Below are 23,700 nucleotides of genomic sequence, written 5' to 3' on the forward strand. Positions count from 1 at the left end.
CGGCCCGGCGTGCGGGCGGCGGCGCCGGCGTGACCCGCGTCGGGCCGGGCGCCGGCCCGGCCGGGCGGGGCGGGGCGGTCTGGGTCATCAGCCGATCACGACCCGCGTCCAGGCGTCGATCCACTCCTCGCGGTGGGCGCTGACGTCCTTGGGGTCGACGGTGTACGGCTTGTCGGCCAGCGGGGCGTGGGCGGCCCAGGCCTCGGGCAGGTGCACGGTGTCGTCGACGGGGTACATGTACATCTGCCCGGGGATGTCCGCCTGGACCTCCGGGGAGAGCAGGAAGTCGACGAACTTCTCCGCGCCGTCGGCGTGGGCCGTCCCGGCGATGACCCCGGCGTACTCCACCTGGCGGAAGCAGGTGTCGAGCAGCGCCCCGGTGCGCGGGGCGGAGCCGTCGGCGGGCACCTCCGCGGCCGGGGAGGAGGCGTAGGAGAGCACGAGCGGGCGTGGGCCGGCGCCCTCGGAGCCGGAGAAGTCGACATAGTAGGCGTCCGACCAGCCGTCGACGACCTTGACCCCGTTGTCCCGCAGGCGCTGCCAGTAGCCCTCGAAGCCGTCCGGGCCGTAGGCGCCGACGGTGGCGAGCAGGAAGGCCAGCCCGGGCGAGGACGTGGCGGGGTTGGTCACCACGAGGAGGTCCTTGTAGGCCGGCTTGGCCAGGTCCTCAAGGTTCGCCGGCTCGGGCACGCCGTGCTCGGTGAACCACTGGTGGTCGACGTTGATGCACACGTCGCCCATGTCCACCGGGGTGAGGGAGCCGCCGTCGGCGTACTGCTTCGCCGAGGCGGGCAGGGCGTCCGAGGTGTAGGGCTCGAGGACGCCGGCGTCGACGGCGCGGGCGGCGAAGGAGTTGTCGATGCCGTAGACGACGTCGCCCAGCGGGGAGTCCTTGGTGAGGATCAGCTGGTTGACCAGGGCGCCGGCGTCGCCGGGCGCGACGAACTTCAGCTGGTAGCCGGTGTCCTCGGTGAACTTGTCCAGGAGCGGCTGGCTGAGGTGGAAGGAGTCGTGGGTGACCACGGTGAGGGTGCCCGCGCTGCTGCCGGAGCCGCCGCCGGACGGCTCGCCGCCGCCGGTGAGGCTGCAGCCGGCCAGGACGAGGGCGGCGCCGGCGAGGGCCGCGGCGGCCCGCCGGCGTCCTCGGGGGCGTGTCGCCGCCCGGGGTCCGTGCCCGGCGGGTCTGTTCGTGGCGGTGGTGCTGGTCAAGGCTCTCCTCTACCTCAGGAGGGCCCGCCGCCGCCCCGCGCGCCGCGGCTGCGACGGCAGGGAGAGATGTTCCCGACTTCCTTCGCCGGTGCTAACCGGTGCAGGTTCGAGGGTCTGCGGCTGTCCGCACTCTCAGCGCCGTTGCGGCGCTCCCCTGTCGTTCGAGGCCGAGCCTAACATCGACCCGCAGGCGCCAGGACGCGTGCCCTGCCTGCGCACCGCAGTCAGCACCAGCACCAGCACCAGCACCGAACCAGGCGCGGCGGCGTCAGTACGAGCGCTCAGGACGCCTTCTGCTGGGCCTCCTTGGCCGCAGGGCCGCTGAACCGCTTGGCCACGCCGCGCATGGCGAGCTGGCGCGTGAGGCCCACGAGCGCGCCGGAGAGGGCGGCGAAGATGACGACCTCCCACATCTTCACGCCCGGGTCGTCGGGGTCCTGCGGGGGCTGGTGGCCGGTGACGGCCTTCCAGCCCACGTCCAGCACCTTGCGGGCCACCAGACCCGACACGAGCAGCGCGCCCGTCGTGACCACCCTCTGGCCGATGTCCATCCGGCTCTCTCCCTCGTGACGTGTCCGGGCGTGTGCGCCCGGGTCCGATCATGCCCGATCGGGGGCGGGTGCGCCCTGTCGATCCGCCCGCCGCCCGTTCGACGCTGGGGTGGAGGCCACGAGGGCCTCCGCACCGCGAAGGAGGACGACCATGCGTTTCATGCTGCTGCTCAAGGGCGACGCACCCCCGGACCAGATGCCCTCGCCGGAGATGTTCGAGGCGATGGACCGCTACAACCGTGAGCTGTCGGACGCCGGGGCGCTGCTCGTCGCCGAGGGCCTGCTGGCCAGCGCGACCGGCGCCCGGGTGATCCACGACACCAACGGCGTGCACGTCTCCGACGGGCCGTTCACCGAGACCAAGGAGCTGCTCGCGGGATTCTGGATGATCCAGGTCGCCAGCCGGGAGGAGGCGGTCGAGTGGGCCCGCCGGGTGCCCTTCGAGCCGAACGAGGAGTACGGGCCGGAGATGGTCATCGAGGTGCGCCAGGTCGCCGAGCTCACCGACTTCGACAACGTCCCCGAGGCGGTGCGGCAGAGCGAGGCGCAGATGCGGGCGAAGGCGGCCGGCGGGTCCTGAGACGCCTACCGCTCGCCGTCGCCGTCCGCCGCGGCCTGCTCCTCACGTGCCTGGCGCTGGGAGGCCTCGAGGTCCGCGGTGAGCTCGTCGACGACGAGCCGCGAGGAGTCCACCTTGCCCGTGCGGTACCCGGCCCGGCCCACCATGTGGGCCGAGATCGGCGCGGTGATGAGCTGGAAGGCGACCACGAGGACGAGGGTCCAGTCCACCACCGGGTTCCGCACGATGAGTGCGACCCCGGCCATCATGAGCACCAGGCCGAGCACCTGGGGCTTGGTGGCCGCGTGCATGCGGGAGAGCAGGTCGCGGAAGATGTTCACCGCCAGCGCGGTCACCAGGGTCAGGACGGAGCCCGCGACCAGGCACACGGCCCCCACGACGTCGGCGACGGTCGTCCAGCTCATCGGTCCGCCCCCCGCGCGCCCTCACCCATCTCGCCGTCGCGCGGCGGGGCCTCGGGCTCGACCTCCAGGCCCAGCACGGGCCCGTCGGAGCCGCCGGGGTCGATGCCGGCCTCCCGGGCGCGGGCCGCGTCGGGGTCGTGGACCGGCTCGGCCTCGTCGTCGATGGCGTTCTGCTGGGCGAGCACCTGGCGCACCTCCTCCTGGGTGAGGATCCGGGCGTCCTCGGCCCGCTCGACGGCGACGAACCGCGCGATCACCACGGAGCCGACGAACCCGACGATCGAGAGCACCACGAGCACCGGCACCAGGTCGGTCCGGTCGGTGCGGGCGGTGATGACGGCGATGGAGCCGAGCACCGCGGCGGTGACGACGTCCAGCGCCACGACCCGGTCGAGCATGCTGGGGCCGCGCTCCATGCGCAGCAGCGCGATGATCAGCGCCAGGCCGAGCACGACGGTGCAGAAGGTGTAGACGACGGTCATCGCGTTCCCTCCTGGACGCCCGGGGCGCCGGCCGGCAGGCGCCCGGCGCGGGGCGAGGCCCCGGGCACGTACCCGGCGTCGACCAGCTGGTCGTCGGAGGCGAAGGCTCGCAGGATGCGCTCCTCCTGCGCCAGGACGGTGCGGTGCGCCGCCTCGAGCCCGCCGGCGAGGGGGACGTCGAAGACGTGGATGTACAAGGTGCCGGTGAGCCGGTGCGCGTCGACCACGATCGAGCCTGGCACGAGGGACGTCATGCCGGCCGTGGTGGCGAGGTAGGTGTCGGAGTGCCCGCGCAGCCGCACCCGGATGACGGCGCCCTGGGGCTGGCGCCCCCGCAGGGCCATCCACGAGATCTGCGCGGAGGCGACGACGACGTCCCAGGCGAAGCGGACCACGAGGCGCACCACGCCCCAGGGCCGGAACCGCCCGTCGAACGGGGCGTGCGGGAGCGGGGCGACGGTGGTGACCAGCAGCGCCACGGCCAGGCCGGCGACGGCGTTGGCGAGGGTGATGTCCCCCCACAGCAGCACCCACACCGCGGTGAGCCAGACGAGCATGCCCCAGGACGCGTGGGGCCAGCGGCGCCGGCGCGAGCTCGGGCTCATCGCGCACCTCCCGTCGCGGCCTGGGTCGCGGCCTCCGTCGGTTCCTCGGCCGGCCCGCGGCCGCCCTGCTCGGCGACGTCGGAGGACTGCCCGGTCCCGCGGCCGCCCTCGGGCAGGACGGCGCTGACGTAGGGGGTGCGGGCGCGCAGGTCGGCGGCGGCCTGGTCGGTGTAGTGGTACAGCGGGCCGGCCAGGGCGGCCAGCACCAGGGAGAAGACGACGAGGGCGCCGGCGGAGCCGACCATCGCCCGCGGCGTCGTCGTCTCCGGCAGGGGCTCGGGGGCCTCCTGCCAGAACGCCATGTTCCAGGTCTTGGTGATGGCGTACAGGGTGAGCAGGGAGGTGACGAGCCCGCCGGCGATGAGCGCCCAGGACATCGCCGAGCCCTCCTGGGCGGCGGCCTCGATGAGGCCGGTCTTGCCCAGGAAGCCGGTCATCGGCGGGATGCCGGCGAGGTTCATGGCCGGGATGAAGAACAGCACGGCGAGCAGCGGCGCCAGGCGGGCGAGGGAGCCCAGGCGCACCAGGGACGTCGTCCCGCCGCGCCGCTCGATGAGCCCGGCGACGAGGAACAGCGTGGTCTGGACGGTGATGTGGTGGGCGACGTAGAAGATCGCGGCGGAGAGCCCGGCAGCGGTGGCCGTGGCGATGCCCCAGATCATGTAGCCGATGTGGCTGACCAGCGTGAAGGACAGCAGCCGCTTGATGTCCTCCTGCGCCACCGCGCCGAGGATGCCCACGAGCATCGTCGCCAGCGCCACCCACATGAGCAGGGTGTCCAGGCGCCCGTCGGGGAAGAGCAGCACCTGGGTGCGGATGATCGCGTAGACCCCGACCTTGGTCAGCAGGCCGGCGAACACGGCGGTGACCGGGGCGGGCGCCGTCGGGTAGGAGTCCGGCAGCCAGGCCGACAGCGGGAAGATCGCGGCCTTGATCCCGAACGCGACGAGCAGCATGAGCTGCAGGACCAGCTGCGTGCCGGGCCCGAGCTCGGGCAGGCGGATCGCCAGCTGCGCCATGTTCATCGTGCCGGTGGCGGCGTAGATCAGCGCCAGCGCGGTGAGGAAGACCACCGAGCTGACCAGGGAGACGACGACGTAGATGGTGCCCGAGCGCACCCGCTCGCGGGTGCCCGAGAGGGTGATGAGCACGAAGCTCGCCGCGAGGAGGATCTCGAAGCCGACGTAGAGGTTGAACAGGTCGCCGGCGAGGAAGGCGTTGGACACCCCGGCGGAGAGCACCAGGAACGTCGGGTGGTAGATCGCCAGCGGCGCCCCCCGGTCGCCGTCGGCCAGGCCCTGCGCCAGGGAGTAGACGAGGACGGCGAGGGTGACGGTGACCGAGATGACGAGCATGAGCGCGGCGAGCCGGTCCGCCACGAGCGCGATGCCCACCGGGGCGGCCCAGTTGCCGACGTCGAGGACGATCGGCCCGCTGTTGACCTGCACGAGGAGGACGACGGCGACGGCGAGCACCAGCGACAGGGTGGTGACCGAGACGATGCCCTGGAGGCGGCGGTAGCGGGCCAGCGCCAGCGCGAAGCCGGCGCCGACGAGCGGCAGGGCGACGGGGAGGGCGACGAGCCAGCTCATCGGATCTCCTTGTCGTCCGCCGCGAGGGCGGGCGGGTGGTGGCCGTGGGGGGCGTGCTCGAGCGAGTCCTCCTCGGCGGTGGAGGTCTCGTCGCGGGCGATCGCCGCGTCCTGGGCCAGGGTGGTCCCGGCGTCGTCGGTGGCACGCTCGGAGAGCTCGTCGCGGGCCGCGCGCCGGGCGATGCGCCGGTCCTCGAGGTCGTCCTGGACCTCGTCGTGGCCGTTGAGCTGCCAGGACCGGTAGGCCATGGCGAGCAGGAACGCCGTCATGCCCAGGGTGATGACGATCGCGGTGAGCACCATCGCCTGGGGCAGCGGGTCCGACATGTCCTCGGGAGCGGTCTCGCCGAGGATCGGCGCGCCGCCGGCACGGCCGCCGGCGACCAGCATGAGCACGTTGACGCCGTTGGAGATCAGCGCGACGCCGATGATGATGCGCGAGAGCGAGCGCTCGAGCAGGAGGTACACGCCGGTGGCGACGAGCACCGCCACGAGCACGACGAGCACCAGCGAGGGGGCCATCTCGATCATCGGTCACCTCCGGGGCGGTCGGCGCCGCGGGCGTCCGCGGCGGGCAGGGCGTCGGCGCGGACGTCCGCGCCCGGCAGGGCGTCGTCGGGCGCCTGACGGGGGTCGTCGAAGGCGATGTCCGGGGCCTGGTGGCCCTCGAGCTCGCCCTGGCGGTCCACCTCGGCGCCGAGGGAGCGCAGGATGTCCAGCACCAGCCCGATGACGACGAGGTAGACGCCGATGTCGAAGAACAGGGCGGTGGCCAGGTGCACGTCGCCGAAGATCGGCAGGTGGAGGTCGACGATGGTGCTCTCCAGCACCGTGCGGCCGAACAGCAGCGAGACCAGGCCCCAGCCGGCGGAGAGGAACAGGCCGGAGCCGAGCAGCACACCGGGGTGGACGGGGGCGGCCTCGCCGAGCTCGTAGCGACCGCCGGCGAGGTAGCGCACGATCAGCGCGATCCCGGCGATCAGGCCGCCGGCGAACCCGCCGCCGGGGGCGTTGTGACCGGAGAAGAGCAGGAACACCGAGAAGACGAGCATGGTGTGGAAGACCAGCCGGGTGCCGATCTCGAAGATCACCGACCGGCGCTGCGGGGCCAGGGTCATCCCTCCGGTCAGCCAGGTGCGCCCGCGGCCGGGCACGCGGATCCCCTCCGCCGGGGTGTCCGATCCGGGCGGGCGACGCAGCCGGGCGGCCGGGTCGGGCTGCCCGCCGCCCCAGACCTGGTGCCGCTCGCGGGCCTCGGCCAGCCGCGCCGCCCGGTCGATCCGGCCGGTGCGGGCGCGCAGGAAGATCAGGGACGCGACACCGGTGGCGGCCACGACGACCACCGAGATCTCGCCCATGGTGTCCCAGGCGCGGATGTCGACGAGGGTGACGTTGACGATGTTCTTGCCGTACCCGAACTGGTAGGCCTCCTCGGGGAAGTCCACCGAGACCGGGACGTGGATGCGGGCCCCGGCGGCCAGCACCCCCAGCACCGCCACGGTGATCCCGACGACGGCGCCGAGGATGGCGCGCCACCAGCGCGAGGCGGCCAACGGCCGGTTGGAGAAGTACGCGGGCAGCCGGCGCAGCACGAGGACGAACACGACGAGCGTGACGGTCTCGACGAGCACCTGGGTGAGGGCCAGGTCCGGGGCGCCGTGCAGCTCGAAGAGCAGGGCCACGCCGTAGCCGGAGACCCCCAGCAGCAGCACGGCCTTGAGCCGGCGCCGCGCCCGGGCGACGAGCAGCGCCGCGACGGCGATGACGAGGGCCACCGTGCCCTGCATGGGGCTGTCCCACAGCCGCAGCCGGTCCGGCCAGGTGTCCCCGAGGACCAGCCCGGCGCCGCCGGCGGTGGCGACCACGGCGATGAGGATGATCGAGAGGTAGGCGGGCAGGGACCCGCGCTGGGTCACGGCGGTGACGTCGGCGGCAAGGTTGTCCAGGCCGCGCAGCAGGCTCCGGTAGTGGTCCTTGGCGCCGGTGACCTCCCACACCGCGTCCTGCACCCGCTCGACCCCGCGCCGGGCGACGAACATCGCCACGCCGACGGCGAGGATCGCCACGGTGGCGAGGAAGGCCGGCCCGAACCCGCCCCACAGGGTCAGGTGCCCCGGCGGGCCGGGCAGCGTCGCGGCGAAGGGCGCGTAGGCCTTGTCGCTCAGCCCCGGGGTGAGCCCGACGACGAGGCTGAGCACCGCGAGCACGACAGGCGCGGCCATGATGAGCCGAGAGGTGCGCTGCGTCATCGGCACCTCGATGCCGGGCTTGGTCCCGAACGCGCCCCACCAGAACCGCAGCGAGTAGGCGACCGTGAGCGCCGAGCCGACCGCGACGACGGCGAACACCGCCCAGTCCAGCGAGGTGCCGCCGTGGGAGAGGGCCTCCAGGGCCCCCTCCTTGGCGACGTAGCCCGCCAGCGGGGGGATGCCGGCCATCGAGGCGGTGGCCAGCGCGGCGGCGCCGGCGAGCACGGGCGTGCGCCGGGCCAGCCCGGACAGCTCGCGCAGGTCACGGGTGCCGACGGACCAGTCGATGATGCCGACGACGAGGAAGAGGGTGGCCTTGAACAGCGCGTGCGCGGCGAGCATGGCCAGGCCGGCCAGGGTGACGGCGGCGGTGCCGTAGCCGACGAGCACGATGATGAGGCCCAGCTGGGAGACGGTCCCGAAGGCCAGGAGGAGCTTGAGGTCGTGCTGGCGCAGGGCGCGGTAGCCGCCCAGGAGCATGCTGCCCAGCCCGAGGGTGAGCACCGTCCACTGCCAGACGGGCAGGCCGGCGAAACCGGGGGCGAACCGCGCCACGAGGTACACGCCGGCCTTGACCATGGCGGCGGCGTGCAGGTAGGCGCTGACCGGGGTGGGCGCGGCCATGGCGGCGGGCAGCCAGAAGTGGAACGGGATCTGGGCGGACTTGCTCAGGGCGCCGAGGAGCACGAGGAGGACGGCGACGGGCACCAGGGCCGGGGGCGCCCCGTTGCCGAGGTGCCCGGCGGCCGCGGAGTCGATCAGCGCGCTGATGCGGTAGGAGCCGCCGTCGACCTCGCCGAGCATGATGACGCCGGCGAGCATGGCGAGGCCGCCGAAGGTGGTGACGATGATCGCCTGCATCGCGGCCCGGCGGGAGACCTGCCGCTCGTGGTAGTGGCCGATGAGCAGGAACGAGAAGATCGTCGTCAGCTCCCAGAACACGTACAGCGCGAGGGAGTTGTCCGTGGTGACGAGGCCGAGCATGGCGCCGGCGAAGGCGACGAACACCCCGGCGAAGCGGCCCAGCGCGGTGGCGCTCGGCGAGAAGTACGCGGCGCAGTAGACCAGCACCAGGGCCCCGACGCCGCCGACGACCAGGACCATGAGCCACGCGAGGACGTCGAGCCGGAAGGCCAGGTCGAGGCTCAGCGAGGGGACCCAGCCGACCTCCTGCACCGGGTAGTTCCCGGCGAGGACCTGGCTGGTCTGCGTGGCCGCCCACACGGCGGCCGCCGCCGGGGCGGCGGCGAGGGCGAGGAACGCCCGACGCCCGAACCTGCCGACGATCGCCGGCGCGAGCAGGGCCGCCACGGCGTGGATCATCAGCAGTTGCAGCACGGCGGCTCCGTCGGGTCGTTCGGGCAGGCTCCAGAAGGACATCCGCCGGGCGCGTGAACGTGCGGGGCAGCCACGTGCCGGTGGCAGGGATGGGGTTCGGCCTCAGCATAACAAGGCGGCGGCCGACGGTCGTATCGGCCCAACTACTTCCCGACGGCGACGGCGGCCAATCCGTGGCGTCCGGACATGTCGTCGGACGGGTCCCGGGCGGGGCGGCGGTACCGTGATGGCGCCCAGGACCGCGCAGGAGGACCCGAAGTGCTGCAGACCGTCTCCGTCGTCCTCGTCGTCCTCGCCACGGCGGCGGGAGTGGCGCTTCTCACCCGGGGCGTCGTCGCGATCGTCCGGCAGGTGGGACTCGGGCGTCCGGCGCCGGGTCGGCTCTCCCCCGCCGGCGCCCGCGCGTGGACGACCGTGCGGGAGATCCTCGGTCACGGGCACTTCCGTGGCCGGCCCGCGGTGCGGGCGGCGCACTGGGCGGTCATGGTCGCCTTCCCGCTGCTCTTCCTCACCCTCGTCACCGGCTACGGCCAGCTCCTCGACCCGGCCTTCGCCCTGCCGCTGATCGGGCACCTGGCCCCGTGGGAGTGGCTCGTCGAGGTCATCGCGTGGCTGAGCCTGGCCGGCATCGTGGTGCTGATCGCCGTGCGCCAGCGCCGCCAGCCGCGCGCCGGCGCCGACCTCCTCGCGCGCCGCCGGTCCCGCTTCTTCGGCTCGACCCGCTGGCAGGCCTACGTCGTCGAGGCGGTGATCCTCGTCGTCGTGCTGTGCGTGCTGGCGCTGCGCGGGCTGGAGTACGCCTACTACGCCACCGACGCGGGCCTGGCGCGGTTCGCCACCGCGGTGCACTTCCCGCTCACCGCGTGGCTGGGTCAGCTCTTCGCGGGCGCGTCCCCGGCGGCGCTGGCCGACGCCATCACCGTGGTCGCCGCCGTGAAGATCGTCGTGTCGATGGCCTGGCTGGTGGTCATCGGCCTGCAGCCGACCATGGGCGTGGCCTGGCACCGCTTCCTCGCCGTCGTCAACGTCTTCGCCCGCCGCGAGCCCGGCGGCGGCCCCGCCCTGGGCCCGCTGGAGCCCCTCCGGGTGGACGGCCGGCCGCTCGACGTCGCCGCGCTCGAGGACCTGCCCGAGGACGCCACCCTGGGCGTGGGCACCATCGGCGACTTCACCTGGAAGGGCCTGCTGGACTTCTCCACCTGCACCGAGTGCGGCCGCTGCCAGGACCAGTGCCCGGCGTGGAACACCGGCAAGCCCCTCTCCCCCAAGCTGTTCACCCTGGCGCTGCGCGACCACGCCGCCGCCACCGCGCCGTTCCTGCGTGCGGCCGGAGGGGCCGCCCCGCTCTCCCCCGAGGAGCTGTCCGCCGCCTCCCTCGCCGGGGCCGACGGGTTCGTCCCGCACACCGGCGACGTGCTCGGCGCCCTCGCCGCGGCCGGCGCGACCGGGCCCGCCGGCGTCGCCGCCGCGCCCACCGCCCTGGTCCCCGACGTCGTCGACCCCGACGTGCTGTGGTCGTGCACCACCTGCGGGGCCTGCGTGCACCAGTGCCCGGTGGACATCGAGCACGTCGACCACATCCTCGACCTGCGCCGCCACGAGGTGCTCATGGCCTCGGCCTTCCCGGCCGAGCTGGGGCCGATGTTCAAGAAGCTCGAGTCCAAGGGCAACCCGTGGGGGATGGCCGCGCGCAAGCGGCTGGAGTGGGCCAAGGGCCTCGACTTCGAGGTGCCCGTGGTCGGCGCCGACGTCGAGTCGGCGGCCGAGGTGGACTACCTGTTCTGGGTCGGCTGCGCCGGGGCGTTCGAGGACCGCGCGCGGCGCACCACCCGCGCCGTCGCCGAGCTGCTGCACACCGCCGGGGTGCGCTTCGCCGTCCTCGGCGACGGCGAGTCCTGCACCGGCGACCCCGCCCGCCGCGCCGGCAACGAGCTGCTCTTCCAGATGCTCGCCGCCCAGAACGTCGAGACCCTCGCGGAGGCGGGCGCCACGCGCATCGTCGTCACCTGCGCGCACTGCTTCAACACCCTCGCCCGGGAGTACCCCCAGCTCGGCGGGCACTACGAGGTCGTCCACCACACCCAGCTGCTCAACCGGCTGGTGCGCGAGGGGCGCCTCACCCCGGTGGCCCCGCCCGCCGGGGAGGCCCGCCCGGTCACCTACCACGACCCGTGCTACCTGGGGCGGCACAACCAGGTCTACGCCCCGCCGCGCGAGCTGCTCGGCGCGCTCCCCGAGCTCGAGGTGACGGAGATGCCGCGCTCCGGCGAGACCGCCATGTGCTGCGGCGGCGGGGGCGCGCGGGTGTGGATGGAGGAGAAGATCGGCACGCGCGTCAACGCCGCGCGGGCCCGGGAGGCCGCGGCCACCGGCGCCACGGCCGTGGCCACGGCCTGCCCGTTCTGCACCACGATGCTCTCCGACGGCGCGGCGGCCAACGGCGACGACGTCGAGGTCCTCGACGTCGCCCAGCTGCTGCTCGCCGGGGTGCGCCGCGGCCAGGAGCGCTGAGGTGGGCGCCGCGGCGGAGCCGGGGTCCTGGCTCGCGCTGCCCGAGGTCGCGGCGGTGCGCCGGCGCACCCGGACCACGCTGCTGGTCGGCCAGGTGCTCGGGTCCCTCGGGGTCGGCGCGGCGCCGTCGGTGGGCGTCCTCCTGGCCGCCGAGGTGGCGCACTCGGAGACCTGGGCCGGCGTCGCCCGTGCCGGCACCACCGTGGGCGCCGCCCTGCTCTCCCTGCCGCTGGCCGCCCTGGCCGCCCGGCACGGGCGCGGCCGGGCCCTGGCCCTGGGCTGGTGGCTCGCGGCGGCCGGGGCGGGGCTGCTCGTGCTCGCGGCGGTGACGGTGTCGGTGCCGCTGCTCGTCCTGGGCATGCTCGCCATGGGCGGCGGCGCGGCCGCCCAGCTGCAGGCCCGGTTCGCCGCCACGGACCTGGCCGTGCCCGCGCACCGGGCCCGCAGCCTCGCCCTCGTGGTGTGGGTGGGGACGTTCGGGGCGGTGCTCGGGCCCAACATGGGCGCCCCCGGCGAGGCGCTGGCCGCCCGGACGGGCCTGCCGCCGCTGTCCGGCGCCTTCGTCCTGGCCGCGGCGCTGCTCGCGGTCACCGGCGCGGTGGTCCTCGCCGGGCTGCGGCCGGACCCGCTGCGTCTGGCCCAGCGCCACACCGCCGCCGAGCCCGGGCCCGCCGCCCGCCATCGGTCCGCCGGGCTCGGCGCGGCGCTGCGGCTGGTCCGCGCCGCCCCGGCGGGCCGGTTCGCCCTGCTGGCGCTGGTGCTCGCGCACGTCTCGATGGTCTCGGTGATGACCATGACGCCGGTGCACCTGAGTCACCAGGGCGACGGCGTGACCGTCATCGGCCTGACCATCAGCCTGCACGTGCTCGGCATGTTCGCCCTCGCCCCCGTGGTCGGCGCCGCGGCGGACCGGTTCGGCCGGGTGCCCGTCATCGTCGTCGGCCAGGGCGTCCTGGCCGCGGCGGCCGTCGTCGGCGCGGTGGGGGCGGACTCGACGGTGGCGGTGGCGGTCGCGCTGACGCTGCTCGGGCTGGGCTGGTCGGTGGTGACGGTGCCGGCGTCCACGCTGCTGTCGCAGTCGGTCCCGGCTCCGACGCGACCGCTCGTGCAGGGCCTGGGCGACACGGCCATGAACGCCGCCGCCGCCCTCGGCGCCCTGGTGTCGGGCCCGCTCATGGCGGTGCTGGGCTTTCCCGCACTGGCCACGCTGGGCGGGGCCGTCGTCGTGCCGGTGCTGTGGCTGGCGTGGCGCGGGGCGCACCGCGCCCCGGCTAGCGCGTGAGGTCCTCCGGGTCGACGAGGAAGCCGTCGTCGTCGCAGACCTCCCCGCCCACGACGGCGTGCAGCGCCGCCGCGGCCGCCTCGATGAGCCCGGCCGCCCGGGTCCGCTCCTGGCGGACGCCCAGCGGCGGGCGGCCGCTGTAGGCCAGGTCGGGGCGGGCCGGGCGCCACCGGATCTCGTAGGAGACGACGCCGTCGGCGGCCCACGCCGTCCCGCGCAGCACCAGGGGGACCTGCTCGAGGCCGGTGACGTGGATCTCCAGCAGGCTGCCCTCGCCGAGGTCGGCGAGGAGCATGTACCCCTCGAGCTCGTTCTCGACGAGCTCGGCGGGGATGTCGTCCAGCGCCGAGCGCAGCCCGGGCAGCACCGGGCGCAGGACCTCGAGGCCGGCGTCGTGCTCGAGCCAGACCGGCGCGAGGACGGTGAGGTCGATGGCGGCGTCGGGGTCGGCGACGACGACGGCGCCGGTCCCGGCCAGGCGCAGGGCGCCGCGCAGCCGGCGGGCGAAGGCGCGGAGGTGGCCGATCGCCTCGGACTCGATGCCCTCGGGCACCCCGCCCGGAAAGGCGTCGAGCACCGGGTCGACGCCGCTCAGCTCGGCCGGCAGGGGGCCGCCGCGCTGGACCGGGGCGAGCAGGACGTAGGCCTGCTGGGCCCACGCGGGCAGGTCGAACGCGGCGCGCAGGTCGTCGTCGACGCCCCACGGCCCGGTGAGGACCACGCCGGGGAGGAGCTGCAGCTCGGCCGGGCCGGCCCAGCCGGCCTCGACGCTGCGCGAGACCGCGAGGGCCTCGAGCTCGCCGGGGTCGATGTCCTCGGCGAGGACGAGGACGTGGTGCGCCGTCGCCAGCGCGCGGTCCAGGGGCGTCAGGTCCGGCATCTCTCGCCTACTCGATGGTCGTGCGGGTGAAGTTCAGGTAGGAGCGCGAGGCGGTCGGGCCGCGCTGGCCCTGGTACCGCGAGCCGCGGGCGCCGGAGCCGTAGGGCGCCTCGGCCGCGGAGGAGAGCTGGAAGAAGCACAGCTGGCCGATCTTCATCCCGGGCCAGAGCATGATCGGCATCGTCGCGGTGTTGGACAGCTCGAGGGTGACGTGCCCGGTGAAGCCGGGGTCGATGAACCCGGCGGTGGAGTGGGTGAGCAGACCCAGGCGGCCGAGGGACGACTTGCCCTCGAGCCGGGCCGCGATGTCGTCGGGCAGGGTCACCGACTCGTAGGTCGCGCCGAGCACGAACTCGCCGGGGTGGAGCACGAGCGGGGTGTCGGGTCCGGCGTCGACGAGGCGGGTGAGCTCCGGCTGGTCCTGGGAGGGGTCGATGACCGGGTACTTGTGGTTGTCGAAGAGCCGGAAGTACCGGTCCAGGCGCACGTCGAGGCTGGCGGGCTGGATCATGTCCGGCTCGAAGGGGTCGAGGACGACCCGCCCGGCGTCGATCTGCACGCGGATGTCACGGTCGGAGAGCAGCACGCTGCGATTGTGCCACCGGGCCCGGACGCCTCTCGTCCACCCGCTCCGTCGCCGCGTCCGGGCGCGCCGTGGCGCATCTCATGGGCCGGGTGAGCACCTCGGGGCCGGAACGGTTTCCACGCACCCCGCCCGGATAGGTATAGTGGCGACGCGCTCCGGCGCACGCGGGTGTAGTTCAATGGTAGAACTTCAGCTTCCCAAGCTGACGGCGCGGGTTCGATTCCCGTCACCCGCTCTCAGGACCACTCAAGCCCCTGCTCCCACGGAGCAGGGGCTTCGTCGTCCCCGGGCGGGCACCCGGCCGCGGCGCACGCCCGGCAGGACGACGCACGCCCGCAGGACGACGCACGCCCGCAGGACGGCGCCCTGCAAGACGGCGCACACCCAGGACGAGACGCGGATGAACCTCGGCGAAATGCCGGGCCCGCGGCGCCCGCCCCCGCCAAGATGGTGCCTCTCGGCGGGCGCTCGTCCGCCCGTGCTCCTGGGGGATCGCATGACCACATCACGCTCGGCGGGCGGCAGACCCGCCCGCCCGCTGCTCGTCCTCGGCGCGACCGTCGCGGCGGCCGGGCTTGCGCTCGCGCCGGCCGCCACCGCCGCCCCGGGGCGCCCGGGCGAGCCGCGCTACGCGACCGGCGGCGCGGGCGCCGGCGACCCGTACTTCCCGCTCGCCGGCAACGGCGGGATCGACGTCGCCCACTACGACCTCGCCCTGCGCTACACCCCGCCCGCTCCGGCGCCGGCCCCGCTGGAGGGCCACCTGGAGGGGACGGCGACGCTGGACCTCACGGCCACGGCCGACCTCGACGAGTTCAGCCTGGACCTGCGCGGGCTGACCGCGACCGCCGTCACCGTCGACGGCAAGCCGGCCCGCTTCGCCCAGCCGGCGGACGCGTCGGTCAACGGGCACCCGAACGAGCTCGTCATCACCCCGCGCCCCAAGCTCAAGGCCGGCGACGACGTCCGCGTCGTCGTCACCTACGGCGGCACCACCACCCGCCCCACCGACATCGAGGGCGCCCTGTACGGCTGGGTCACCACCCGCGACGGCGCGATGGTGGCGAGCGAGCCGGACGGCGCCGCCACCTGGTTCCCCGTCAACCACCATCCCACCGACAAGGCGACCTACAGCTTCGACGTCACCGTGCCCGAGGGGCTGGTGGCGGTGGCCAACGGCGTCCTCCGGGGCTCCACGACGGCGGGCGGGTGGACCACGTGGTCCTGGGAGGCGCCCGACGCGATGGCCGCCTACCTCGCCACCGCCTCGGTGGGGAACTACGTGCTGAACGCGTACACCGCGCCGAACGGCGTGCCCGTGCTCGATGCCGTCGACCGGGACCTGGCCCGCAACAGCGCCGCCACCACCGCCACCACCCTCGCGCTGACCGGGGAGATGCTCGAGTACTTCGAGGGCGTCTTCGGCCCCTACCCGTTCGCGGCGTACGGCGCGATCGTCGACGACGACTCGGTGGGCTACGCGCTGGAGACCCAGACCCGCTCGCTCTTCTCCCGGGTGGCCGGGGAGGGCACCGCCGCCCACGAGCTGGCCCACTCCTAGACCGGCAACGCGGTGAGCCCGCAGCGCTGGGCGGACATCTGGCTCAACGAGGGCTGGGCCACCTACGCCGCGCACCTGTGGCGCGAGCACCGCGGCACCACGACCGCGCAGGCGGAGTTCGACGCCGTCATGGCCGTCCCGGCCGACGACGAGTTCTGGGACGTCGTCGTCGCCGATCCCGGGGCGGAGCACCTGTTCGCCGACGCGGTCTACGACCGGGGCGCGGCGACGCTGCACGCGCTGCGCACCAAGATCGGCGACGAGGCGTTCTTCGCGCTCGCGAAGCAGTGGGTGGCCCGGCACGACGACGGCACCGCCTCGACCGCCGACTTCGAGGCGCTGGCCGAGGAGGTCGCCGGGCAGGACCTCGGCCACTTCTTCGACGTCTGGGTCCGCACGCCGGGGAAGCCGACCGACTGGTAGCAAAGGCCGCCGGACGGACGCCGTTTCCCTTCCCGGGCCGACGGCGCCCGGGTACCGTCCGGCGGCATGGACTTCCGCCTCGAGCTCGTCCAGGTGCCCGTCTCCGACGTCGACCGGGCCAAGGCCTTCTACACGGAGAAGGCCGGCTTCGTCCTCGACCACGACCACGAGGTGGGCGGCGGGGTGCGCTTCGTCCAGCTCACCCCGCCCGGCTCCCCCGCCTCCATCGCCATCGGCACCGGGATGACCTCGATGGCCCCGGGCTCGGTGGAGGGCCTGCAGATGGTGGTGACCGACATCGAGGCCGCGCGCGAGGAGCTGGCCGGGCGCGGCGTCGAGGTCAGCGAGATCCAGGACTTCCCCTGGGGGTCGTTCGTGTTCTTCGCCGACCCCGACGGCAACCGCTGGGCGGTGCAGCAGACCACGCCGCGGCCCGGGGCCGGGTAGGGCGCCGTCGGCCGCGCAGGGCTGCGATCAGCAGGCCGGGCAGGGCACGCTCGTCCCGCGCCCGGCGGCCCGCCGGCGCGTCCCCTCCGCCACCGCCTGACGCGGAGTCTCCGCTCCCGACCGCGGCGGCCCCTCCAGCCGCGCCAGCCGGGGCGCCAGCCAGGCCAGCAGGACCCCCGCGCCTGTCCGGCGGGGCGCGCGAGGCAGCGCCCGCCGCCGGTGGGCGTCCTCCGCCTCCCGGACGAGGTCGGCGGCGCGGTACTCGTGCAGCTGCAGCCACAGGTCCATCACGCCGCTCCCCTCCCGCCGGCCTCGGTCGCCGGCGCGTCGTGGGGCTTGCGGGCGCGGACGACGGCCGCGTGCATCCCCTCTGTGACCTGATGGGTGAAGGTCACCTCGCCGTCGGTGAAGCCGGCCGCCGCCAGCCCCTGCAGGTACTCGGTGCGGGAGAGGGCGCCCGCCACGCAGCCGACGTACGACCCGCGCTCGGCCCGCTCGGCCGCAGCGAGACGGTCCTCCGCGACGACGTCGCTGATGCCGATCCGCCCGCCCGGCGCCAGCACCCGGAACATCTCCGCCAGCACCACCGGCTTGTCGGTCGAGAGGTTGACCACGCAGTTGGAGATGACGACGTCGACGACGCCGTCCGCCAGCGGCACGTCCTCGATGGTGCCGGCGAGGAACTCGACGTTGGTGGCGCCGGCGCGCGTCGCGTTCGCGCGGGCCAGCTCGAGCATCTCCGGGGTCATGTCCACGCCGTAGGCGAAGCCGGTCGGTCCCACCCGCCGGGCCGAGAGCAGGACGTCGATGCCGCCGCCCGAGCCGAGGTCGAGCACCCGCTCGCCGGAATTGAGCTCGGCGACGGCGACCGGGTTGCCGCAGCCGAGGGAGGCCAGCCGCGCCTCGAGCGGGACAGTCGCGGCGCTGGTCGCGTCGTAGAGCGGCAGCCCGAAACGCTCGTCCCCCGCTGTCTCGCCGCAGCATCCCTCGCCGCCCGCCCCCTCGCAGCCGCAGCCGGACGCCACACCCTGCCCCGCCCGGCGCGCGGCCGCGGCGTAGTGCCGGCGGACCTGTTCGCGGACTTCTTCCGTCGTCGCCATGATTCCTCCATCGATATCCGTCGATGGAAACTGTGACAGGCGCCATCGATGTCCGTCAATATCGATGGCGGTCGATGTTTCGGTACGATGTGCGCATGACGTCCCGCGCTCCGCTGCCGCTGGCGGACCAGTGCTGCGCCCCGATCGCCCGCGAGCCCCTCGGCGAGGCGGGCGCCGTCGAGCTGGCCGCGATCCTCAAGGCCATCGCCGACCCGACCCGCCTGCGCCTGCTCTCCCTCATCGCCCGGGACCAGGCGGGCGAGATGTGCGTCTGCGACCTCACCGACGTCGTCGAGCTCAGCCAACCGACGGTCTCCCACCACCTCAAGGTGCTCGTGGACGCCGGCATCCTGACCCGCGAGAAGCGCGGCGTGAACGCGTACTACGGCCTGGTGCCCGGTGCGCTCGACAGCCTCGCGACCGTGCTGACCGCCGGGCGCTGAGCCTCAGCCCTCCCGCGCCCCCGCCCGTTCCTTGGCGAGGGTGCGCCACAGCCACCCCGAGGGCACCTCGCGGCCGTGGACGACGTACTCCCGCGTCGCCTCGTCCACCAGGACGTTCTCGAGGTCCTGCCGCGCGCCCGGCAGCCCGGCGAGCAGCAGGGCGTCCCCGGGGGCGAGCACGAGGTCGTCGGGCGGGGTGACCAGGCGCTCCTCGCCCCGGACGACGACGAGCGGGACGGCGGCGATGGGCCGCTCGCGGTCGTCGGAGCTACGCAGCAAGTCGCCCAGCCGCGCCTCCCCGGTGCCCAGCCACGGCTGCAGGGCGCCGGCGCGCTCGGCGGTGAGCGCCACCTCCCAGGTCATCAGGGGCACCCGGCCGCACCTCGCCTCGAGCCGGCCCACGACGTCCTCGGCCCACGCCTCGTCGCGCCGGGGCACCTCCTTGAGGAAGTGCAGGAGCACCGGGCTGCCGAGGTGGGCGAGCACCTCGTGCGCGACGACCTCGGCGGGCACGACGACGAGGTCGGCGTCCAGCGCCGCGAACAGCGGCTCGCTGGCGCGGGTGTTCTGCCGGGCGACGAGGAACAGGTGCGGGTTGGCGCGGCGGGCGGCGGCGACCAGCGCGAGGTTCGTGACGTCGTCGTCGGTGGCGGCGATGAGCCCGACGGCGTCCCGCACCTCGGCGCGCTCCATGACCTGGTCCTCCGGCTCGTCGGTCCTGATGACCGACGGGTCGGTGCTCGTCGTCGTGCCCTGGTCGACGACGGTGACCTCGAGGCCGGCCCCGCGCAGGTCGGCCGTGAGCTCCTGGCCGAACCGGCCGTAGCCGTAGAGCACCCAGCGCCCCGGGCGCACCTGGTGGCCCCGGACCGGCATCGGCTCGCCCGGCAGGGCGGTGAGCCAGCGGATGAGCTGGTACCCGGCCGGGGCCTGCAGAGCGAGGCGCAGCTGCTCGCCGAAGACGTCGAAGGGGTTGATGACGGTGGGGCCGGCGAAGGCGGCCATGCGCTCGGCCACCCGCCGGGAGAGGGTACGCGCCACGACCGGCAGGCCCGGGCGCAGGAGCGCGGCGGTGACGGTCACGGCGAGGTTGGTCCGGTCGTCCTCGGCGAGCGCGAGGACGCCGGCGCAGCGCGGGTGCTCGAGCCCGGCGGCGAGGAGGTGCCCGGGGTTGCGGGGGTCGCCGACGAGGCCGGGGACGTCGGAGTGGTAGGAGCGGGTGTCCAGCTCGGCGATGCGCGTCTCCGAGGTGTCGACGACGACGAAGCGCTGGCGCAGCACGTCGAGGGAGTCGCCGAGCAGCCGGCCGGTCTGCCCCTGCCCGGCCATGAGCCAGAACGGCTCGCGGAGGCGCCGGACGCTGCGGGCGAACCGCTGCAGCGCCACCGCCCGCCGGAACGACCGGTCCTGCAGCAGAGCGAGCAGGGAGCCGATGGCGTACGCCCAGCCGATCACGGACAGGAAGATGCACAACGTCACCCACACGCGCTGGGCGTCGGTGAACGGGTGGGGCAGCTCGCCGAAGCCGATGGTCGTGGCGGTGTAGGCCATGACGTAGAAGGCGTGCAGCAGGCCGAGGGGCGCGGGGTTGCCCGCCGCGTCGCGGCCGGGGATGAGCATGAGCCCGAGGACGCTGACGGCGAAGATGAGGACGAGCACGATGAGCGGCGGGCGCATGCGGCGCAGGACCAGGAACACGGTGGCAGTGGCCTGCTCGGTGGAGGTCCCGGCCTGGTCGCGATCCTCGGCGCTCGGCGCCGCGCCCGGGCCGAACAGGCGGTACCAGAAGACCAGCAGCGGGTTGCCCACGGCACGCCCCCTGAGCGCTAGCGACGGTGGAACGAGACGGTCTCGATGAGCAGGAGCGTGACGGAGACGAGGTTGGCGAGCAGCGCTCCCCCGGACAGGGAGACGACGCTCGACGTCGCCGCGGCGCTCAGCGGGCCGGCCGTGGTTGCGGCGGCGTAGGCCCACACGGTCGCCGCGGCGATGAGCTGCAGGTCGGCGACCAGGCTGGTGGCCAGGTGCACCGCGCCGATCTGGGTGCGGTCGCCGAACTTGAGCACCGTGGCGATGAGGTTGACGACGACGGCGGCGAAGAGCTCGAAGATGTTGTGCAGGGCCGGGTCGGCGATGTCGCCGATGAAGAACCCGAAGTTCAGGGTGGCGGCGAGCACGACGAAGAACCCGAAGATCACCTTCTCGAGGTTCATCGTGGCTCCCGGCGTCGTCGCGCGGCACCTGGATCGTAGCGCCGGGCCTGCCGGGCGCGACCGGGAGTGGTGGGCCGTCTAGCCGAACAGCTTCTCGCGCACGGAGTCGAACCAGGAGGTGATCTTGCCCCACACGTCGGGCACGCGGACGACCTCGGGCTCGTCCTTCTCCTCCTCGTGGCCGGTCCGTGAGTCGCCGCCGTCGCGCCGGTCGCTGTCGCCACGGTCGGTCCGGGTGTCCCGCTTCCCGTCACGGGACGTCTGGTCGTCGACCCCGGGTTCGGTGGTCGAGGGCTCGCCGGGTTCGCGGGACTCGGTGTCGCGACCGTTGCCCTCGCCGTCCGCGGTCGGCTTGTCGGTCGGCTTCTCCTCCGGGGCGTCGCTGCTCTCGTCCGGCGTCGCCCTGTCGGTCGGCTCGTCGGTAGCCGCCGTCTCGTCGGGGGCGGGGGTGCTCGGGTCGGCGGTGGCGCCCTTGTCGGTGCCCGAGCCGCCGCTCTCGCCCGCGGAGCCGCTCGTCGGGGCGTCCGTGGCCGTGGGGCCGGGCGTGGGGCTCGTGGGCTTGTCGGTGCTCTCGGTCCGGGTGTCCGTGGCGTCCGCCGTCGTCGACCCGGCTGCGGGCTTGAGGTCGGCCATGACCGGCCGGGAGGCCGCAAGGGGCGCCTCGTCGGCAGCGGCTGAGGCAGCGGGCGCCAGCCAACCCACGCCGGTGAGGGCGATGGTCGTGGCGGCCAGCGGCCGGAGCAGGCGGGGCATGGGTGCGATTCTCTCCTCGGGCTGGCGCCAGGGGTGCCTGGCGCATCCGGCTGAAGATAACAAAGACATAACTGCTCACCCGACTCGGATGCGGGTCGGTGTGGTAGGTGTCACTGGCGCGGCGACGGCGCGGAGCTCGCTTGAGCGGGCAGAGCGCGGTGGCTTCCAGGACATCGCGATGCGGAGCGCCGGTCCGCCCGGCGGTTCGGTGGGGCGTCGTCGTCGGCCGGGCTTGTGCCGACCGGGCGCGGGAGCCGTCGATGCGGGCTCCCGCGGCGCGGCACGGCTCCGAGGGAGCGCGTGCCGCGCCGCGGCTGGCTCAGCGACCGAAGATGGAGTCGCGAAGCGAGTCGAGCCAGGTGGTGATGCGCTCCCACAGGTCCGGGGCGGGCGCCGCCTCTTGCTCGCTGCGGACGTCCGGGGCATCGATGTGCAGCGGCGCCTTGGCGACCTTCTCGGGCGTCGCAGGCGGCGCGGGCGTCGCAGCGCCGGTGTCGGCCTCGGCGTCCTCCGCCTGCGGAGCCGGCGTGGGCTGGGGGGCCGGGGTGGGCTTCGCTGCGGGTGCCGTGGTGCGCTGGGACGGCGCCGGCTGCGCCGGCGCCTTCGTCGCCTTCGTCGCCTCGGGCTTGGGAGCGGGCGCCGGCGTCGCGGCACGGGGCGTTGCCGTGGGCGCCGCCTTGGGCTCGGGCTGAGGCTGCGGGGCCGGCTCGGCGGGGCTGCCGGGCGTGGGGACGTAGCAGGTGTCGGTGGCAGAGTCGAAGAGCGGCCCCGGCACGACGTGGCGACCGCGGGGCGGGTTCACCTCGAACTCGAAGGTGCCGGTGAGGGCGGCGGCACAGGCGGCGGTTGCCCCGGCCGGGTCGGAGAGCTCCCCACCGATCCACATGTCGATCCACTCGGCGCGCTGACCGCAGCTCGCGCAGGTGTCTTCGATGACGAAGTAACGGTCGACGTGGGGAATGTAGATCCGGGTGCCGGGCGCGTAGTCGCCCGCCTGCGCGGCGAGGGTGATCGGGTCGTCGTACGTGCCGGTCCCGCCCGCCTGGTCGTGGAAGGTTCCGGGGAAGGCGATGGCCCGGCCGGCGGGGTCGTTGTCATGGATCGTGTAGCCGGTGATGAAGCCGGTCTTCACCTCGGTGGCGGCCGAGGCGGTCGGGGCCGTCGCCAGGAGGCCCAGCAGGGCGACGGCGGCAGCGGCGAGCGGACGGAGCAGGCGTGGCATAGCGGAGGGTTCTTTCGTTGGTGAGCGCCGGGACATGCGCACGACGCCCGAAGCGGCAACCAGTGGCAGCCGCGGACGGGCGCTCGGCCGGGCACAGGCGAAGGAAACCCTCCGCCTCCCGGTGTGCGTCGCGGGCAAGGTAACAAATAGATAACGCTCCGCTCGCTATCTATCCGACATGTGGCGACGACGTTGTCTGCCTCCACCGCCTGCTGGGGCGCTCATCCCGCACACCGGGACCGCCCTCGCACCGCGCGAGGGGCACTCAGCCCGCGATACCGCCTGCCAGCTCGAGCAGCGGGCTCACCGCCCACCAGGTCGCGGCGACAAGGGCGACGGCGAACGAGAAGATCCAGCCCCACCGCGGGAGCCACGTCAGCTGCGCGAGGACCGAGGGGTCCGAGCTCGGCGACGGGCGCGAGAGCACCGCGCCCAGGTGACGCCAGGCCCCGACCACGAGGAACGAGCCAGTGCCTAGCACCACCGCGGCCTGGAGGCTGCCCGATCCCCACCACCACAGCGCGCCGGTGGCCGCGGTCACCACGACCATGACGACGGCGGTGTACCAGGAGCGCACGCGCACGAGGGACAGCAGCAGCACCAGCGCCGTCGCCGCCAGCAGCGGCGCCGCCCAGCCTGCGTCGGCGGCCTGGACGGACGCCGCACCGACGACGGCCGGCGCGGGATAGCCGGCCCAGGTCGAGAGCACCCGGCCCGCGCCGCGCGCCGGCCCCACCGTCACCGCATGACCTGACATGTCGCCGCGGAGGACGATGCCGGTGAAGCGGCGCCCACACAGCACCCCGACGAGGCCGTGGCCAAGCTCGTGGACGACGGTGACGAGCACCCGGGCCTGACGCCATAGCGGCGGCAGCAGGACGACCGCGGCGACGACGGCGAGGACGACCAACGCCCAGGTTCCGAGGCCCTCAGGCGTCGCATCGGGCTGCAGGCGTATCCGTGCCTGGTCCCACCACCCGCTGGCGGCCGTGACGATGTCTCCCACGCGGACATCTTCACCCGCGGGTGCTGACTCGACGCTATCGAACCGTGTCGTGCGTCGACATGGGCGAGGTCCTGGTGGTGCATGGCTGCAGGTGATGGAGGAATCCGTACGCGGGGGTCGCCGCCGTCAGGAGGGCGTGAACCGTCCTGGGTCCGCCGGAGGGCTGGTGGGTTACGCGACCTCCGGGATGGTGGTCGCGGTTACAGCCTGCCGGTGACGGTGTTCGAACTCCATCGGGGGCAGGTTCTCGATGGAGGAGTGCAG

Annotated in this window: 24 protein-coding genes, 1 tRNA gene and 1 riboswitch; of the genes, 8 read left to right on the plus strand and 17 right to left on the minus strand. The window is 74.3% G+C overall.

Annotation, left to right across the window (positions count from 1 at the left end; translation table 11 throughout):
- Nucleotides 1–87: 87 nt before the first annotated feature.
- Nucleotides 88–1,209: a thiamine ABC transporter substrate-binding protein gene (locus GD970_RS19095; protein ID WP_152204492.1), complete on the minus strand. Its 1,122-nt coding sequence runs from the start codon at nt 1,207–1,209 to the stop codon at nt 88–90.
- A gap of 60 nt (nt 1,210–1,269) precedes the next feature.
- Nucleotides 1,270–1,375, minus strand: a riboswitch (TPP riboswitch).
- Between the two features lie 115 nt (nt 1,376–1,490).
- Nucleotides 1,491–1,760, minus strand: a complete 270-nt coding sequence (locus tag GD970_RS19100; protein WP_152204493.1) for a DUF4235 domain-containing protein — start codon at nt 1,758–1,760, stop codon at nt 1,491–1,493.
- A 151-nt stretch (nt 1,761–1,911) separates the two neighbouring features.
- On the opposite strand from GD970_RS19100, the gene GD970_RS19105 reads away from it, so the two are divergent.
- Nucleotides 1,912–2,340 carry a YciI family protein gene (locus GD970_RS19105; protein ID WP_152204494.1) on the plus strand — a complete coding sequence of 143 codons (429 nt, stop codon included), beginning with the start codon at nt 1,912–1,914 and terminating at the stop codon, nt 2,338–2,340.
- A gap of 5 nt (nt 2,341–2,345) precedes the next feature.
- Here the strand turns inward: GD970_RS19105 and mnhG are convergent, their stop codons facing one another.
- From mnhG to GD970_RS19135, 6 genes are read right to left on the minus strand one after another with little or no spacing between them, the layout of a single operon-like run.
- Nucleotides 2,346–2,744 (minus strand): monovalent cation/H(+) antiporter subunit G, encoded by a 399-nt coding sequence (mnhG, locus tag GD970_RS19110; RefSeq protein WP_152204495.1) that lies wholly within the window; start codon nt 2,742–2,744, stop codon nt 2,346–2,348.
- Nucleotides 2,741–3,226 carry a monovalent cation/H+ antiporter complex subunit F gene (locus GD970_RS21835; RefSeq protein ID WP_193314988.1) on the minus strand — a complete coding sequence of 162 codons (486 nt, stop codon included), beginning with the start codon at nt 3,224–3,226 and terminating at the stop codon, nt 2,741–2,743. The genes mnhG and GD970_RS21835 overlap by 4 nt, the downstream gene beginning before the upstream one ends.
- Nucleotides 3,223–3,831 carry a Na+/H+ antiporter subunit E gene (locus GD970_RS19120; protein ID WP_152204496.1) on the minus strand — a complete coding sequence of 203 codons (609 nt, stop codon included), beginning with the start codon at nt 3,829–3,831 and terminating at the stop codon, nt 3,223–3,225. Before GD970_RS19120 ends, GD970_RS21835 begins: the two co-directional genes overlap by 4 nt.
- On the minus strand, nt 3,828–5,423 hold the full coding sequence (locus GD970_RS19125) for a Na+/H+ antiporter subunit D (RefSeq protein WP_152204497.1): 1,596 nt from the start codon (nt 5,421–5,423) through the stop codon (nt 3,828–3,830). Before GD970_RS19125 ends, GD970_RS19120 begins: the two co-directional genes overlap by 4 nt.
- Nucleotides 5,420–5,953 (minus strand): Na(+)/H(+) antiporter subunit C, encoded by a 534-nt coding sequence (locus tag GD970_RS19130; RefSeq protein ID WP_193314989.1) that lies wholly within the window; start codon nt 5,951–5,953, stop codon nt 5,420–5,422. The genes GD970_RS19125 and GD970_RS19130 overlap by 4 nt, the downstream gene beginning before the upstream one ends.
- On the minus strand, nt 5,950–9,009 hold the full coding sequence (locus GD970_RS19135) for a Na+/H+ antiporter subunit A (protein ID WP_152204498.1): 3,060 nt from the start codon (nt 9,007–9,009) through the stop codon (nt 5,950–5,952). Before GD970_RS19135 ends, GD970_RS19130 begins: the two co-directional genes overlap by 4 nt.
- Before the next feature lie 258 nt (nt 9,010–9,267).
- Here GD970_RS19135 and GD970_RS19140 point away from each other — a divergent pair, with 258 nt between their 5' ends.
- Together GD970_RS19140 and GD970_RS19145 are read left to right on the plus strand one after the other, a co-directional pair.
- Entirely contained in the window at nt 9,268–11,520 is a 2,253-nt protein-coding gene (locus GD970_RS19140; RefSeq protein WP_226925476.1) for a (Fe-S)-binding protein, read from the plus strand.
- A 1-nt stretch (nt 11,521) separates the two neighbouring features.
- Complete coding sequence (locus GD970_RS19145; RefSeq protein ID WP_226925477.1) at nt 11,522–12,802, plus strand: MFS transporter; 1,281 nt, start codon at nt 11,522–11,524, stop codon at nt 12,800–12,802.
- Here the strand turns inward: GD970_RS19145 and GD970_RS19150 are convergent.
- Nucleotides 12,792–13,682: a hypothetical protein gene (locus GD970_RS19150; protein WP_152204500.1), complete on the minus strand. Its 891-nt coding sequence runs from the start codon at nt 13,680–13,682 to the stop codon at nt 12,792–12,794. The two genes, GD970_RS19145 and GD970_RS19150, sit on opposite strands and share 11 nt — an antisense overlap.
- A 7-nt stretch (nt 13,683–13,689) precedes the next feature.
- A complete protein-coding gene (gene dcd / locus GD970_RS19155; protein ID WP_152204501.1) occupies nt 13,690–14,268 on the minus strand; it encodes a dCTP deaminase in 579 nt (192 codons plus the stop codon).
- A gap of 164 nt (nt 14,269–14,432) precedes the next feature.
- Here dcd and GD970_RS19160 point away from each other — a divergent pair.
- The 4 genes from GD970_RS19160 to GD970_RS19170 all read left to right on the plus strand — a co-directional run bounded on the left by GD970_RS19160 (nt 14,433) and on the right by GD970_RS19170 (nt 16,699).
- Nucleotides 14,433–14,503: transfer RNA gene (locus GD970_RS19160), tRNA-Gly, on the plus strand.
- Nucleotides 14,504–14,764: 261 nt separating this feature from the next.
- The gene (locus GD970_RS19165) at nt 14,765–15,829 is read left to right on the plus strand and encodes a gluzincin family metallopeptidase (RefSeq protein ID WP_226925478.1); all 1,065 of its coding nucleotides are present in this window, start codon (nt 14,765–14,767) and stop codon (nt 15,827–15,829) included.
- 12 nt (nt 15,830–15,841) lie between these two features.
- Nucleotides 15,842–16,252, plus strand: a complete 411-nt coding sequence (locus GD970_RS22380; RefSeq protein WP_226925479.1) for a M1 family aminopeptidase — start codon at nt 15,842–15,844, stop codon at nt 16,250–16,252.
- Nucleotides 16,253–16,318: 66 nt separating this feature from the next.
- Nucleotides 16,319–16,699, plus strand: coding sequence for a VOC family protein (locus tag GD970_RS19170; protein WP_152204502.1), 381 nt, complete (start codon nt 16,319–16,321; stop codon nt 16,697–16,699).
- A 27-nt stretch (nt 16,700–16,726) separates the two neighbouring features.
- On the opposite strand, the gene GD970_RS19175 is transcribed toward GD970_RS19170, so the two are convergent.
- Nucleotides 16,727–16,987, minus strand: a complete 261-nt coding sequence (locus GD970_RS19175; protein ID WP_152204503.1) for a hypothetical protein — start codon at nt 16,985–16,987, stop codon at nt 16,727–16,729.
- Nucleotides 16,987–17,799, minus strand: coding sequence for an arsenite methyltransferase (arsM, locus tag GD970_RS19180; RefSeq protein WP_152204504.1), 813 nt, complete (start codon nt 17,797–17,799; stop codon nt 16,987–16,989). Before arsM ends, GD970_RS19175 begins: the two co-directional genes overlap by 1 nt.
- Before the next feature lie 95 nt (nt 17,800–17,894).
- Here arsM and GD970_RS19185 point away from each other — a divergent pair, with 95 nt between their 5' ends.
- Nucleotides 17,895–18,242 carry an ArsR/SmtB family transcription factor gene (locus tag GD970_RS19185; protein ID WP_152204505.1) on the plus strand — a complete coding sequence of 116 codons (348 nt, stop codon included), beginning with the start codon at nt 17,895–17,897 and terminating at the stop codon, nt 18,240–18,242.
- Between the two features lie 3 nt (nt 18,243–18,245).
- On the opposite strand, the gene GD970_RS19190 is transcribed toward GD970_RS19185, so the two are convergent.
- From GD970_RS19190 to GD970_RS19210, 5 genes are all read right to left on the minus strand, one after another.
- Nucleotides 18,246–20,051 (minus strand): NAD-binding protein, encoded by a 1,806-nt coding sequence (locus GD970_RS19190; RefSeq protein WP_152204506.1) that lies wholly within the window; start codon nt 20,049–20,051, stop codon nt 18,246–18,248.
- Between the two features lie 17 nt (nt 20,052–20,068).
- Nucleotides 20,069–20,455: a DUF6394 family protein gene (locus tag GD970_RS19195; RefSeq protein WP_152204507.1), complete on the minus strand. Its 387-nt coding sequence runs from the start codon at nt 20,453–20,455 to the stop codon at nt 20,069–20,071.
- A gap of 78 nt (nt 20,456–20,533) precedes the next feature.
- Nucleotides 20,534–21,208, minus strand: a complete 675-nt coding sequence (locus GD970_RS19200) for a hypothetical protein (protein ID WP_152204508.1) — start codon at nt 21,206–21,208, stop codon at nt 20,534–20,536.
- 319 nt (nt 21,209–21,527) lie between these two features.
- Complete coding sequence (locus GD970_RS19205; protein WP_152204509.1) at nt 21,528–22,430, minus strand: hypothetical protein; 903 nt, start codon at nt 22,428–22,430, stop codon at nt 21,528–21,530.
- Nucleotides 22,431–22,695: 265 nt separating this feature from the next.
- Nucleotides 22,696–23,436 (minus strand): M50 family metallopeptidase, encoded by a 741-nt coding sequence (locus GD970_RS19210; RefSeq protein WP_319593478.1) that lies wholly within the window; start codon nt 23,434–23,436, stop codon nt 22,696–22,698.
- Nucleotides 23,437–23,700: the final 264 nt, after the last annotated feature.

The sequence above is a fragment of the Georgenia thermotolerans genome, from assembly GCF_009193185.1.
GTDB lineage: Bacteria > Actinomycetota > Actinomycetes > Actinomycetales > Actinomycetaceae > Georgenia > Georgenia thermotolerans.